Annotated in this window: 13 protein-coding genes and 1 pseudogene; 6 read left to right on the top strand and 8 right to left on the bottom strand. The window is 41.9% G+C overall.

Annotated features, from left to right (window positions below; genetic code table 11):
- The first annotated feature begins 40 nt into the window (after positions 1-40).
- Entirely contained in the window at positions 41-1,732 is a 1,692-nt protein-coding gene (locus JMW85_RS02455) for an NAD+ synthase (protein WP_201580852.1), read from the top strand.
- Between the two features lie 249 nt (positions 1,733-1,981).
- Positions 1,982-3,256 (top strand): hemolysin family protein, encoded by a 1,275-nt coding sequence (locus JMW85_RS02450; protein WP_201580851.1) that lies wholly within the window; start codon positions 1,982-1,984, stop codon positions 3,254-3,256.
- 11 nt (positions 3,257-3,267) lie between these two features.
- Here the strand turns inward: JMW85_RS02450 and JMW85_RS02445 are convergent, their stop codons facing one another.
- Positions 3,268-3,984, bottom strand: coding sequence for a YggS family pyridoxal phosphate-dependent enzyme (locus tag JMW85_RS02445; protein WP_201580850.1), 717 nt, complete (start codon positions 3,982-3,984; stop codon positions 3,268-3,270).
- Positions 3,985-4,382: 398 nt separating this feature from the next.
- On the opposite strand from JMW85_RS02445, the gene JMW85_RS02440 reads away from it, so the two are divergent.
- Both JMW85_RS02440 and JMW85_RS02435 read left to right on the top strand, forming a co-directional pair.
- Positions 4,383-5,438 (top strand): type IV pilus twitching motility protein PilT, encoded by a 1,056-nt coding sequence (locus JMW85_RS02440; protein ID WP_045443495.1) that lies wholly within the window; start codon positions 4,383-4,385, stop codon positions 5,436-5,438.
- A 168-nt stretch (positions 5,439-5,606) separates the two neighbouring features.
- Positions 5,607-6,728 (top strand): annotated as a pseudogene (locus JMW85_RS02435) (PilT/PilU family type 4a pilus ATPase).
- Positions 6,729-6,876: 148 nt separating this feature from the next.
- Here the strand turns inward: JMW85_RS02435 and fur are convergent.
- A complete protein-coding gene (gene fur / locus JMW85_RS02430; protein ID WP_045443492.1) occupies positions 6,877-7,311 on the bottom strand; it encodes a ferric iron uptake transcriptional regulator in 435 nt (144 codons plus the stop codon).
- A 327-nt stretch (positions 7,312-7,638) separates the two neighbouring features.
- Here fur and JMW85_RS02425 point away from each other — a divergent pair, with 327 nt between their 5' ends.
- Positions 7,639-8,058: an outer membrane protein assembly factor BamE gene (locus tag JMW85_RS02425; RefSeq protein ID WP_045455336.1), complete on the top strand. Its 420-nt coding sequence runs from the start codon at positions 7,639-7,641 to the stop codon at positions 8,056-8,058.
- Positions 8,059-8,102: 44 nt separating this feature from the next.
- Here the strand turns inward: JMW85_RS02425 and JMW85_RS02420 are convergent, their stop codons facing one another.
- The 4 genes from JMW85_RS02420 to JMW85_RS02405 form a co-directional block, all read right to left on the bottom strand.
- Positions 8,103-8,483: an RnfH family protein gene (locus tag JMW85_RS02420; protein ID WP_227675949.1), complete on the bottom strand. Its 381-nt coding sequence runs from the start codon at positions 8,481-8,483 to the stop codon at positions 8,103-8,105.
- On the bottom strand, positions 8,471-9,613 hold the full coding sequence (locus JMW85_RS02415; RefSeq protein ID WP_201580849.1) for a hypothetical protein: 1,143 nt from the start codon (positions 9,611-9,613) through the stop codon (positions 8,471-8,473). Before JMW85_RS02415 ends, JMW85_RS02420 begins: the two co-directional genes overlap by 13 nt.
- 445 nt (positions 9,614-10,058) lie before the next feature.
- Positions 10,059-10,727 carry a c-type cytochrome gene (locus tag JMW85_RS02410; protein WP_201560007.1) on the bottom strand — a complete coding sequence of 223 codons (669 nt, stop codon included), beginning with the start codon at positions 10,725-10,727 and terminating at the stop codon, positions 10,059-10,061.
- Positions 10,728-11,064: 337 nt separating this feature from the next.
- The gene (locus JMW85_RS02405) at positions 11,065-11,400 is read right to left on the bottom strand and encodes a c-type cytochrome (RefSeq protein ID WP_109592356.1); all 336 of its coding nucleotides are present in this window, start codon (positions 11,398-11,400) and stop codon (positions 11,065-11,067) included.
- 409 nt (positions 11,401-11,809) lie between these two features.
- On the opposite strand from JMW85_RS02405, the gene yihA reads away from it, so the two are divergent.
- Positions 11,810-12,598, top strand: coding sequence for a ribosome biogenesis GTP-binding protein YihA/YsxC (gene yihA / locus JMW85_RS02400; RefSeq protein WP_201580848.1), 789 nt, complete (start codon positions 11,810-11,812; stop codon positions 12,596-12,598).
- Positions 12,599-12,744: 146 nt separating this feature from the next.
- On the opposite strand, the gene JMW85_RS02395 is transcribed toward yihA, so the two are convergent.
- Positions 12,745-13,458, bottom strand: a complete 714-nt coding sequence (locus JMW85_RS02395; RefSeq protein WP_201580847.1) for an HAD family hydrolase — start codon at positions 13,456-13,458, stop codon at positions 12,745-12,747.
- Positions 13,459-13,578: 120 nt separating this feature from the next.
- The gene (locus JMW85_RS02390) at positions 13,579-14,589 is read right to left on the bottom strand and encodes an RluA family pseudouridine synthase (RefSeq protein ID WP_201580846.1); all 1,011 of its coding nucleotides are present in this window, start codon (positions 14,587-14,589) and stop codon (positions 13,579-13,581) included.
- Positions 14,590-15,099: the final 510 nt, after the last annotated feature.

Raw genomic sequence — 15,099 nt, 5'->3', positions numbered from 1 at the left:
CCAACAAATTTTAAACCATATATCGATAGGAACAATAACAATGTCAAAAGACAATGATAATCCCAATATAACTCCCTCAACTGAGGCCAGTAAGACCAATAAAACCCAAGAAACCGTTACTTTTGCATTGGCTCAGTCGCATTTTTTGGTTGGTGATATCACTGCCAATGCTGAAAAAATGCGTGCACTCGCATTGCAAGCTCGTGAGCAAGGTGCGGATGTCATTATTTTCCCAGAACTTGCTTTATTAGGTTACCCACCGCAAGATTTATTACTACGCCCAAGTTTATCTGGTCGCATCAAAAGCGCCTTGTCTACTTTAAGTGATATCGATGACATCGTGATGATTGTCGGTTATCCACATGTCGACCATCATGGTACTTTCAACTCTGCTGCTATCTTGCATAATGGTCATCAAAAAGGCTTTTATCATAAGCAAATCTTGCCAAATTATGGCGTATTTGATGAGCGTCGTTATTTTGATAAAGGTCGCAACCAAGTTTTATTTGACTATAAAGGCATCACTATCGGTCTGCTCATCTGTGAAGACCTGTGGGAAAAAGGCCCTATTGCCGAGCTTAAAAAGCAAGGTGCTGATCTGATTGTTAGCTTGAATGCCTCACCTTTTGAGATCGAAAAACAAGACAATCGTAAAACGATGCTGGCCAAGCGTAGCCGTGAAAATAATTTGCCTATTGTGTATGTCAACGCTGTTGGCGGTCAAGACGACTTGGTGTTTGATGGTGGCTCTATGGCCATACAAGCTGACGGTAGCGTTGCACACGAAGCACCGCGTTTCATGAATCAGCTATTGCTAGCCACGTTAGATGTCAAAACGGCCAAGTTCGATAGTCAATCTAAAGCGCCATTAACGCTGAGCCGTGAGTCAGAGATGTATCAAGCATTGGTCGTTGGCCTGCGCGACTACGTCAATCATTCAGGATTCACTGGTATCATCGTTGGGTTATCAGGTGGTATTGATTCAGCATTGACGCTATGTATCGCGGTTGATGCCTTGGGCGCTGACAAGGTATATGCAGTGATGATGCCTTATGAATATACTTCTCAAATCAGTCTAGAAGATGCCCAAGCACAGGCACGCCGCTTAAACGTTTCTTATACGGTTTGTCCTATTTTTGATGCGGTCGAAGGCATCCGTCATACTCTAGCCCCACTATTTAACAAATCCCCAGCAGACACTACTGAGGAAAATATTCAGGCGCGTGCGCGCGGTGTGGTATTGATGGCATTGTCCAACAAGTTTGGGCATTTGGTCATTACCACTGGTAATAAGTCTGAGTTGGCCGTTGGCTATTCGACATTATATGGTGATATGGCAGGCGGCTTTGATGTGCTAAAAGACGTTTATAAGTCGCAGGTTTATAAATTAGCCAGCTATCGCAACCGCTTGGAAGACACCCCTGTCATCCCTGAGCGCGTCATCACTCGCCCGCCATCTGCTGAGTTACGCCCAGACCAAAAAGACCAAGACAGCTTGCCTGACTATGATGTGTTAGATGGCATCTTAATGTCATACATCGATGAAGATATGGGCTATCAAGACATTGTTAATAAGGGCTTTGAGGCCGAAATGGTCGCAAAAGTCATCAAGATGGTAGACAATAGTGAATATAAGCGTTTACAAGCGCCAATTGGCACCAAAATTAGCCACAAAGCCTTTGGACGTGAACGCCGTTATCCATTAGTGAATAAATGGTCAATAAAAGGCTAAATTATATTAACCATTGTTGCTTGCCCTACTTTTATTATGTAGAACGCGAGCAACACGGCTAGCTTAATACTTTTATAAAAACTCAAATTTATTGACGATTAGCTGGGTGCTTACCCAGCTTTTTTAGTTTTTATAAACCAATTTTTAACGCCAATATTTTATACACAACACTTTCTTTTTTGTATTTCCAACCCATTCATTCTTTAACTCCAATTATTTTAATCCTTATATTTTTTTACCGAGTATGTCATGAGTTTGCTAACTGCTAGTATCTTTCTTCTGTTATTGCTTGCCCTAAGCGCCTTTGTATCCGCTGCCGAGATTGCCATCGCTGCTGGTCGCAAAATCAAGCTACAAATCATGGCAAAAGAAGGGGATGTCCGTGCATTTGACGTCCTTAAAATGCAAGAGCACCCTGGCAGTTTTATTACTGTCGTGCAGGTGGTTTTAAACGCCGTTGCTATCTCGGCTGGTGCGGTAGGTGAATCAGCTATCAGCCCTTATCTAGAGCTTTTGGTGAAGAATGAAGCAGTGTCATCCGTCATATCATTTGTCCTGATCACCAGTTTGTTTTCTCTGCTCGCTGATTTGATGCCCAGACGATTGGCGATGTCAAACACTGAAGTGATCGCGGTACGCCTCGTACGACCAATGATGCTATTGATCTTTATATTCAAACCAGTGATTTGGATATTTGATGGTGCAGCAAATCTCATTTTTGAATTACTGGGTATTTCAACCATACGGCAAGACGATATGACGCCAGAAGATATTTATGCCGTCATGGATGCAGGTGCTGAAGCTGGTGTGCTCAAAAAACAAGAACATCATCTGATAGAAAATATCTTTGACATGCAAGAGCGCACAGTAACGTCAGTGATGAATCCACGTGAAAATATCGTTTATTTTGATACCAAAACGAGCACTGAAAAAGTCGTTGAAGTGATGATTGAACAGCCACATAACAAGTTTTTGGTCTGTCAGGATGATGACTTAGAGCATATTATTGGTTATGTAGAATCACGTAGCTTTTTGGCATTGGTTCTTAATCAGCAAGAGGTCAGCTTAACAGACAAAGCGCTATTAAAACCTGCACTCTTCGTTCCTGATACCTTGTCTTTGTTTGAAGTGTTAGAGATGTTTAAGTCTACAGGCGCTGACTTTGCCGTCATCGTGAATGAGTATGGCTTGGTAGTGGGTGTTATCACGCTTAAGGATGTGATGAGTATCGTCATGGGGGAGCTTGTAACCTTGGAGGAGCAGCCCATTGTTCAACGTACTGATAACTCGTGGCTAATCGATGGAATGACTCCTATCGAAGACGTCGTACGCGCTTTAGATATCGTTGATCTGCCACGCAGTCAGAACTATGAAACCATTAGTGGCTTTATGATGTACATGCTACGCAAGATTCCAAAGAAAACCGATACTATCGAATATGCCAATTATCGATTTGAGATTATCGCAACGGACAATCTCAAAATCACTCAGATGCTGGTTACCAGAATGGATGAGACTGTCTGATAAATAAAAATTTAAGCTCGTGCGCCAAATATGGCGCTACCAACGCGCACCATTGTCGAACCACTGGCTATCGCCTCTTTCATATCACCGCTCATGCCCATGCTCAGTGTATCCCAAGCATTTAGCTCTGCATGAGTCTCTTTAATCTCATCAAATAACTGCTTGGTACGGGTAAAAGCGTCCGTACCTTCCTTAGCAGGAATAATCATCAAACCACGCAGCTGTAACCTGTCATACCCCTTGATAGCAGTTATCAAATCAGGCAGCTGTGCTGGCAGGCAGCCTGATTTGCTTTCTTCGTTATCGATATTCAACTGAATCAATACATTCAGTGGGGGCAGCTCAGCTGGGCGCTGATCGTTTAGACGCTGAGCAATAATGTCACGCTCAACCGTTTGTACCCAATCGAAATGCTCAGCAATATCACGGGTCTTATTGCGCTGGATACTACCAATATAATGCCAAACAATGTCTTTAGTTTCTGGCTGTCGTTTTAGCGTATCGATTTTTTCGATGGCTTCTTGCAGATAATTTTCACCAAAGTGCTGCTGTCCTTGCTGAGCCAAAGTAGCAATCATATCAGCTGGTTTGGTCTTGGAAACTGCCAGCAACGTCACACTATCTGCTTGTCGTGCCGCATGCTCACACGCTTGAGTCATTTGCTTACTCACTTGCTGCCAGCTCGCAATAAGATTTTGGCTATCAATGTTATTTTCTATTTCTTTCATATATTACTCACGAGAATAATTTAATCTATTTTTTAATCAGTCACTTTTAATGACTTATATTTTTAATGACTTATATAATGAACTTTTATTAGCTATGGTTAAACTTTTTATAAATGTCTTTTAATATAAGAAACTCAATAAGCATCAGTCTATAAATCGACACTCATAATGACTAATTTTACATTTTATTGGTGTAGTAGATGGTTAATTGTCGGTAGTCTTGTTATTATATTGTTACATGGTTTAACATATGCTACTGAATATAATAGTAATGGTAAAGACCTTCGCTACTCCTTTATTAACGTGACCGACTTTAATCAGATCGTTGATCGATTGATAATCACTCCCCTTTTTTGCTCTTTTGTCCTACCCTTGTTGATTGATAGGAATATCCGATTATGGCTGAAAAAAACAATTTAAGCATCGAAGACTTGCTGCGCTTTACGGTTAAGCATAAAGCATCAGATTTACATATTTCAGCCGGTATGCCGGCAATGATACGTGTTGATGGTGAAATGACCCGTATTAATATGCCAGAGATGACTCATCAGGTTGTGCATCAGCTTATTTATGACATCATGAATGATAAGCAGCGCGCTGACTTTGAAGAATTTTATGAGACGGATTTCTCTTTTGAGATTCCCAATCTAGCACGTTTTCGGGTAAACGCATTCAATCAAAACCGTGGGGCGGGCGCTGTCTTTCGTACCATTCCGTCCAAAGTCTTAACGATGGAAGACTTAGGGATGGGCGATGTATTTAAGCGCGTGTCAGACTTTAAGCGTGGCGTGGTATTGGTCACGGGTCCGACAGGTTCTGGTAAGTCCACAACGCTGGCTGCCATGATTGACTATATCAACGAGAGCCGTAAAGAGCATATCTTGACCATTGAAGATCCGATCGAATTTGTTCACGATTCCAAAAAGAGCTTGATTAATCAGCGTGAGGTGCACCGCGATACCTTAGGTTTCGAGCCTGCATTGCGCTCGGCCCTACGTGAGGATCCCGATGTAATTCTGGTTGGTGAGCTACGTGACCTTGAGACCATTCGCTTGGCATTGACAGCAGCAGAGACTGGTCACTTAGTCTTTGGCACTTTGCATACCAGCTCTGCCGCTAAGACCATTGACCGTGTCATTGATGTATTCCCCGCCGCAGAAAAAGACATGATTCGGGCGATGCTATCAGAGTCACTACAAGCCGTTATCTCACAAACGCTTTTGCGTCGTCAAGCAGGCGGACGTGTAGCAGCACATGAAATCATGCTCGGCACCCCTGCTATCCGTAACTTAATACGTGAGAATAAAATCGCTCAAATGTACTCTGCTATCCAAACAGGTGCAGGTGAAGGTATGATTACGCTGGATCAAACGCTCAAAAATCTAGTAGCAAAAGGCACCATTAGTAAAGACGTAGCCCGTCCTTATGCCAAACAGCCTGAGGCATTTTTGTAATATTATTAATCGTGTGTTACTGGCCTATAATGATTGATGATTGATGTGTAAGTCAATAATACAAGCACTCATGAGCCATGATATGCCTTACTTTTATTGCTACTGGCGATTTTTAAAACATGATTTTAAATACTTTTTTAATCGATTTACATCGAATGCAGGTACGATATGGACATTGATAAACTATTGCAGTTAATGATCAATAAAAATGGCTCGGACCTTTTTATTACCGCTGATGTAGCGCCTTCCATGAAAGTGAATGGCAAAATTTTGCCTGTCGGTAAAACGCCTTTAACCGCTGAGCAAACCATGCGATTGGTCAAAGGCGTCATGACACCAAACCAGCAAAAAGAGTTTGAAGAGACCAACGAGTGCCAATTTGCCATTGCTGATGAAGCACAGCAAGCACGTTTTCGGGTCAGTGCCTTTATACAGCGTGATATGGCAGGGATGATTTTACGGAAAATTGAGAATAAAATTCCGACTGTCGAAGAGCTGCGTTTGCCACCATCGTTAAAAGAGCTGGCAATGAAAAAACGCGGTATCATTTTACTTGTGGGTGCAACGGGTACAGGTAAATCAACGACCCTTGCTTCTATGATCGGACACCGTAATCAAAACTCGCATGGTCACATCATTACCATCGAAGATCCTATCGAGTTTGTCCACAAACATCGTGGTTGTATTATTACCCAGCGTGAAGTTGGTATCGATACCCACTCATTTGAAGCAGGACTAAAAAACACGTTGCGCCAAGCACCTGATGTTATTTTGATTGGTGAGATTCGTAACCGTGAAGTCATGAGCTACGCGATCCAATACGCTGAAACTGGGCATTTGGTGTTTGCCACCTTACACGCCAACAACGCCAACCAAGCGATTGACCGTATCATTCACTTTTTTGAAACCAGTCGCCACAATCAGTTATTTATGGATTTGTCGCTCAACTTGCAAGCCATTATTGCGCAGCAGCTCATCCCAACTCCTGATGGTAAAGGACGCCGTGCGGCTATTGAGATTTTATTGAACTCACAGCTGATTAGTGACTATATCCGTAAAGGCGAGGTTCATGAAATCAAAGATGTCATGACACGATCGCGGGATAGCGGCATGCAAACCTTTGATCAGGCTCTTTTTGACTTATATGAGCAAGGAGAAATCACCTAGAAAGAAGCGATTCTTCATGCTGACTCTCCTAATGATTTGCGCCTAAAAATCAAACTCAGCAGTAAGAACGGCACCGCCAATCTGGATGAAGGTGCGGATAACTTATCATTAGATATCAGTTAAGCGTCGCTTTTGAGCGTTGTTATTCGTTTTTGCCATAAAAACTTATAAGAAAGCCCTCATATTATTATGAGGGCTTTTCCTATTTTATACGTGGCGATAACGCACTAAAAATAATATCAAATATAGAGCATGCTCACCAATTAAAAAATTACTTGATGCTATCCCGACACTCTTGGTCATTACAAATACCGTATAGCACCAATGAATGACCTGATAACTTAAATCCGTGCTTTTCTGCGACTTTAAGCTGCTCTTCTTCGATGACTTCATTATGAAATTCTATAATCTTGCCACAAACGTCACAAACCAAATGGTCATGATGGCCTTCTTGGGTAATCTCAAACACCGATAAATTATTTTCGAAGTTATGACGCTCGACGATACCAGCTTGCTCAAACTGCGTCAGTACTCGGTAGACAGTCGCTAAACCCACATCCTCACCTTGCTCTATCAGTGCCTTATAAACCTCCTCAGCACTCATATGATGCAACTCTGCACTCTCTAGTAGCTCTAAAATCTTGATGCGAGGTAACGTGACTTTTAATCCCGCTTTACGTAAATCTTGATTGGTAAAAGAAGCCATAATATCCCTTCTGACTGTGACAGTCTTAGCAAATAAAGAACCAAAAATATGAGATAAATAATCGTTAACGATTATTTTTTATAGTATATGAAACATTTTAATAACAGCAGACTGGCTGATTTGACCTCATGTCCAAGCCTGTTATTTTCTATAATAATCCTAACGCAAGTCTATGAATTTAAAATATAAATAATAAAATGACTCAGGTAGCATTTGGTAAATAATGTCGTAAGTGGTAGGAAATTGCAAGTAAATGACGTATCATTTGTCCAAGATTGTCGGCCAGACTCGCATTAACAACCTCTGGCTGCGCCTAATTCATTTCTTATGAGTCATCTTACCATGATAAAGACATTAACTTTTCGTCCGTTAAGCCCTGCAAGCGTATTACGCAAGATTGTCATAACCAGTATGCTTAGCGCTACTGTCGCTATGTCTGGCTGCTCATTATTGAGTGTTTATAAGATTGATTTGCCACAAGGCACTGCCATCACTCAAGCGCAAGCGCAAAAACTGCAAGTGGGTATGAATCAAAACCAAGTCCTTTATATCCTTGGCAGCCCAGCTATTAGAGACACCTTAGAACCTAAGCGTTGGGATTATATTTACGATTACAAAGCAGGGACAGAAGGTAGCCGCAAGGGTATTGCTGATGTCAAAAATGCCAGTCAGCACTTAATTATCTACTTTGATAATAATGGTTTGGTCAATCGTATTGAAGGTATCGAAAGCCTGCCTGCCTCATAATCAAGAACGGCAACTGGCTTTAATGATAGATGGCGCAACATCGCTTAAACTCGAGATTTATTTTTGCGCTGAGACATGGGATCAGCGCTTAAGCTGCGATATACTTCGATACGATCAAAAGGCTGCAAGCGATAGCTGAGCGGCTGTTTTTGTGCATAGATACCCACATGCCAACGCTTCGCCGTTGGCGTGGTAATATCTGCCACTTGCTCACACCAACGTGCTAACGCTGGAAATTTCACCAACCACCCTGCCTGCCTCAATGCCTCATACAAACTTGTTTCATCATTAACTTGTAGGGTTAAATAATGCTGACATTTTGCATCTTCAGCGTATGCCAAATAAACAGTCATTAGCATGGTCTGCTCAGATGACGGCGCACAATTATTATCAGATTGAACGCCATTAGCAGTTAACTCAACCACTGCATCACCCAACCTATCAATGCCAATAACAGTGCTAGTGGCACAATCAAACGAATCGCTATTCGCCATAAGTTATAAAACGCTTCATTGCCAAAATTTAATGACTTACGCAGATGACTAATTTTCATCTGCCAACCCGCAAAGATAGACAGCAATAATACCGCTATGCTGCTAATAATCACTAAAAGTCCGACCAGCCAAACAGTTGGTATGATAACGACTAATAAAAGCGCCAAGACAAAGGTTAATACCAAACTAACCAGTAGTCCAAACTTGTGCGCTAATTGCTGGGTACTATAATGCAGCAAATAGCTGGCGACAAATAACACCCCTATCCAATACGATAGCTGTCCAATCGGTGGCAATGCCATGCCACTAATAGATAACGCCACAACCCCAACGATCAATTGCAATATCCAAATCGGGAGTACCAATTTGGTTGCCCGATACTCACTCGGCGCACGGCTGCGAGCAGGTTTTTGCGCATTGATATTGTCCGTGTCTACCGCTGTTGCCACTTGGTTGGTTACCAAGTTTTGACCAAACCAGTATAAGCCTGTGCCTGCACCCACACTAACCAACGCTAACGCGACTGCACGCGCCCATTCATTTAAGCTGATATCAGTCATCGCAAAGTCAATATTGGGTAGGCCATTTGCCACGCCCAGCAACAAGCCTATCACCATTAATCCCAGGCCAATCGGTAACGGCGCAACGCCCAATAAACTGAGTAAAACAGCAATGACCATCAGGCCAGCAGCGATCGCAAAATCTGGTATAGCAGGAGCGCTATTAAGCTCCGTCAATGCCGCCAAAATACCTGTGCTCGCGCCTGAGATCACTAACGCCGCAATCAGAATAGAGACCAGCGCGGCAAGCCACCCAAAACTACGCCATATTGGGCTGGCATCTGCTTCGCGAGTAAGCTTTTGCATCCCTGCTAATGGCGCATCGACACTACGATAAGCTAAGGCAATTTCCGCGTAAACAACGGGCAAGGATACCAATACCATAGCCAATAGCCAGAGTAACCAGAAGTCAATCTCACCAATGGATGCTGGTGCAAACCAACGAAACAGCAGTAGCGGTAGCAGTGCCGCGACAAAATAAGAAGCATAACGGATCATCATAATCTAAATCCAAACGATCTAATACCTTTCACAAAAATGAGAATAGCTGGGAAAACGAGTGTCCGTACTACGCATTGTAGACGAAACAAGTTTGACACCGCAAATCATACTCTGTGGGTTTGGTATAAAGTGAATAACGATAATTTATCATGATACAGAGCAACGATAGGCCTCTGTAAGCAGTTTTATTTTATATAGTCGATTCAATTTAAAAGAAGCACAAGGTAACCAGAAGCAAATATATATTCAATATTTCAAGCGAGGTTAATGCAGCGACTCTTTATAATGGAATGACTATAAGGTCTCTATAATATAAGGGATGAACAGTTATAAAAAAACCCCGAAATCGGGGTTTAATAATGAAACAGTGGCGGATATATGGTCAAGTGCTTATTAATTTCAGTGAGGTAACGTGCATTAGCCACTCGTAGCTGATATCAATGAATTAGTGAACAGCACTGATATAATCTGACAAGATACGAATATCACGATCCGACAGTTTCGATGCGACTGTCTGCATCATGCCCATATCGCCTTCTTTCGCAGCATCATTGACACGTTTTTGCTCATCACTGTCAACATCATCAACACGGCCAGCCGCACGGAATAGTTTTAGCTGAGTGGAGATGTACTGTGCATGCTGACCACCTAAGCGTGGAAATGCCGCCCAAGTGTTACCAGCAGCATCTGGACCATGACAGCCTGCACAACCGATGACACCGCGTGACTTATCACCACCTAAGAATAACTTAGTGGCTTCTTGGTTGGTCGCAGGATTACCAAATCCAACACCCCAAGGCGCTTGGCTAGCATAATAACCAGCCACGTTGGCTAAATCTTGCTGCGATAAATTTGCAATTTGTGATTGCATAATACCGTTCTTGCGATAACCTGCTTTAAAGTTGACCAACTGTTTGTAAAGGTATTTTACGTTTTGGCCACCCAAATTAGGCTGCGCAGGGACAACACTCACACCATCAACACCATGACAAGCAGCACAAACCGTTTCTGCAATTTGCTTACCGGCATTGACGTCGTACTCAGGAACAATAATAGCAGCTTGTACGCTGAAACTTGCAACGCATAAGCTGGCAGCAGCGATTAACTTTTTCATTGATACAAATCCTACTAGCTCGGCGTAAGCATTATTTAGAGTGATTGCACTGATAAGATACCTTATATAAACCACCATACTATTAGTTAGTAGGTATATGTTTTAAGGTCTTGGCCACAAGCAGTCTGAAAGTACTTACTAACATCAGGGTTTATTTTCGATTATTATAGCAAGACTTTGTAGCATTTGCCTACTTAATCGTCACATCCATCAGTTTTTCTAACACATAGACAAGTATGTCAACAAAAAACAAAAAGCGCTTACAGGCTAAAAAACCCAGCGCTTTTTTAAGTTGTTTTATAGTGTGTCGTATTGTGTTGCTTTATCGGTCAGCGTCTCACTTACTCATGTACTCAATCAGCTTACGATAATCATCGTCGCTACAACTGTTACAAAGACCACCAGCAGGCATCTGCGTCATACCACTTTTAACAGAATTAATAAGTGTCGGCATGCTTTTTTGTTTGATAAGCTGTTGCCATTTGGCACTATCACCTTTTTTGATGGCGTTCAGCGCCCCACTATCGTGACAGGCAGCACATGAGTTATCATAGGTGGCTGCAATATCAGCAGCATTAGCGCTAGTCATGATGGCACTACTGAGCAGTAATACCGCTCCGCTACCTACTAAAACTCGGTAGGTCTGGCTAAAAAGTGCATTGATTGAAACCATAGAATACCTCCTTTTGATGCTTCTCTCGTTTAATCAATCTTGCTATTAAACGTCGTTCGTTCAGTATATCTTATTAAACATTGTAACAATGTATGTCGTATAAATATAGATAAATATAGTTTGGCTTTGGTAACGCATGAATAAAAGCGGCAACTTGCTCTAATGAGCGCTTATTTTAATGGTATTCTGTCATTTATGTGATGCTAATCATAGTTATTTCAATAAGTAAGATAAGTAATAGTATAGAATAGTCGATAACTTGAAATGACTGTGTTTATGACCAATAAACATTGAAAGTTATGATGAATGACTTCGTAACGATTTTTTGTCTAATGCACTGTCTTCTCGACAACCAGTTGATTAAAATTTTATAACCGTATCCAATTTCTTAAAGATTAATGAGCCATTTATGAGTACCCCGTTTACTGATGTCGCCGCCGAACATGCATTGTTCAACACTAAATCTCGTCAAAAAATTCAGCAAACTGAGTTTATGATGTCAGCACCTACTTTTCGTCTCTGCCCACCCGATATGGGCTTAGAAGTTGCCTTTGCAGGACGCTCAAACGCAGGTAAATCCTCTGCTATTAATGCCTTAACCAACCAGCGCCAACTGGCACGCTCATCTAAAACGCCTGGTCGTACACAGATGATTAACTTTTTTAGTATTGGTGATGCTGATAGACGTTTGGTGGATTTGCCAGGTTATGGCTACGCAGCGGTACCGCTTGAGATGAAAAAAGAATGGCAGGTTGAGCTAGAAGAATACTTGGTGGCGCGCTCAAGCCTTGCAGGTTTGGTACTCATGACTGATATTCGTCATCCATTGAAATTCTTTGATGAGCAAATGCTACGTTGGGCAAATGATGGCGAATTGCCAGTACATATCTTGCTAACCAAAGCGGATAAGCTAAAGTATGGCGCCTCTAAAAATGCGTTACTTAATACTCGTAAAAGACTAAAAGAACTGGGATTGAACTGTAGCATTCAGCTATTTTCAGCACTAAGAAAAGAAGGTCTTGATGAGCTGGCTGGTGTCATGGGCAACTGGTATGAGTATCAGCTCGATGCAGACAAAATCATTGAATCCTCTTTTGCGTTACTAGAAGGCGCTGAGTTGGAAGAAGCGATTGAAAAAGACAACATCGAAAAAGGCGCGATTGAAAAGGACAGTGCTCAAAAGGATAGCACTCAATAAGGATAGCGCTCAAAAATAAAGCAGATAAACATTATCGTCTCCAAGTAAAAAGGGTTTATCGTTATTAGCGATAAACCCTTTTTTTATTATCATTTTTAGCATTTAAGAAGATTTTTATTTAAGCACTTTTATTTAAGTGCTTTTAGTTAAGCACATAGTAGCTCAGCCAACGCTTGTGGCGTGTCAACCTGATACGTGGGTTGCTGTGCGGCAAGTTCGCTACTGCTAGCTGTACCATAATTCACCGCAATACTGGTCATGCCCAGTCTCGTTGCCATTTGGATATCGTAGATACTGTCACCGATGAAAACAGCATCAGCAATTCGCTGCTGCGTATAATCCAAAATATCGGTCAACATCTGCGGGTCAGGTTTTGAGCCTGCCTCATCGGCACAGCGGGTCATCACAAAATAATGGTGGCTCTCTGAAGCATCTAATACGCGGTCTAAGCCCTTTCGCTTTTTACCGGTTGCAACCGCGAGGCTTTTACCTTGGGCTTGTAGGGTCTGCAACATCCCTTCTATCGGCGCAAAAAGCGGCGTACTGTGGCTGTTGGCAATATAGTGGTCTGCATAGCTTTGCTGAATCGCAAGCTTTTGCGTGTCATTGGCTTGCGGATACAAAATCTCAATGCCATTCATTAAGCTCAGCCCAATGATGTCTTGTACTGCTTTATCAGTCGTCTGAAAACCATGCGCCTCTCCTGCCACATGCATTGACTCAACGATTAATCCAATGGAATCCATCAGCGTCCCATCCCAATCAAAAATAATCAACGTCTTATCCGCTAAACGATGACTGGCTGATAACTGAGTTCCTTTGAAAGCGCTAGAGATACTAGCGACAGATTGATTGCTCATAAATAGACCTTAACGAATATCAATAATAAATGGTAGATACGAAAACGTCACGGCGACTTATTAAGAAAAATAAGCGTTCGTGACGTTTAAAGTTAATGCTTAAAAATTTTATTTGGCGACTTATTCAGGCAATTTAACTTGCTCTGGCAACCAATCTGCCATGTCATCTGGTAGCGGTGCAGTAATAGTTTCATAGCCTGGAATGTCTAAACGCCACGCATGCAGACACAGGCGATGGACGCCTGATTTATCGTGCACATTATATTTATCATCACCCAAGATAGCATGACCAATATGAGCCAAATGCACACGGATTTGATGAGTGCGACCGGTTAGCGGTTTGGCTTCAATTAAACTCACTGGCTGATCAGCAATTATAAAACGACCATGAACGACGATATCCGTCTGGCTTTCTTTAGATTGCGGATCTTGCGCATCGACTTTGACGCGGCGTTCACCACTAGCAACTGTATAGCGTAGCAATGACGCATCAATACGTTGCTCATTTAATGCTGGCTGACCTTTGGCGATACATAAGTAATGCTTTTGGATGGTTTTATCGACGAGATGCTGTTGCAACGCTTTTAGCGCTGAGCGTTTTTTAGAAATCATCAATAGACCTGAGGTGTCTTTATCAATGCGATGTATCAGCTCTAGGTATTTTTTACCTGTCACTTCACGCATGGCTTCGATAACACCAAAGTCCAAACCACTACCACCGTGAACGGCGATGCCAGAAGGCTTATTCAGCACTAGCATTCCTTCGTCTTCATACACTATGCGCGCTAACAAGCTTTTAGCAAACTCGGCACTGATAATTGGTTTTTCGCGGGTAGCAAGTACCACTGGCGCGATACGTACCACGTCTTCACGCTGTACTCTATCGTGCGCTTTGCAGCGTTTATTATTGACCCGAATCTCATCTGAGCGAATCATTTTATAGATATGCGGTTTTGGCAAACCTTTTAAACGGTTCAACAAAAAGTTATCCAAGCGCTGATCGTGTTGATGGCGGGTTACTTCAAGATAATTTACCTTACCAAAGTTGCTGATTTCATCATCAGCGCTTTGCGGGCGTGTTTTACTATTAAAAATAGCAGGGGCTTCATGGGTAGGTGCGTCGTCAGTCATTTTTGGCTTCGTCATTTTTAGTTAGGTATTTACAGAAAGATTTGCTATAGTTTAGCATGTTGAGCGACAATTAAGCAGAGACTGCAGCAATAATCATTGTTGTTGTTCTAAATAGTGCATTACCATTTTTACGAACTTTTAGTGAAAAGGTATTAGCGGTATACCCTGCCAACATTGTATGTTTAATCGGATTTTAGGGCGCAGTATCTGTTTAGAAATATCACTTGTAGATATTTATAGATATGTCCCCATAAATTGTAAAATGAAAGTATCGTACTGACTTTACTCAGTACCATAGAATAAATAGTGACACTAAATACCTTTGTGTTCATAAATTCAGCGTTGATAAGTTTGGCTAAATGCCTGTTTATTGACCGATAATGACACTACATTGACTCACAACCTGCATGACAACGACTTTATTTGATAATTATTCATGATTTAATGACTGGTTATCTGGCGGTCCTTTAGGCAAGTGTAGTTGAGCAAGTATGGGTTGTTTAGCATTAG

The sequence above is a fragment of the Psychrobacter glacincola genome (genome assembly GCF_904846075.1).
Taxonomy (GTDB): Bacteria; Pseudomonadota; Gammaproteobacteria; order Pseudomonadales; family Moraxellaceae; genus Psychrobacter; species Psychrobacter glacincola_C.
Note: the sequence above shows the minus strand (reverse complement) of the source record. Positions and strands in the feature narration are given on the sequence as shown.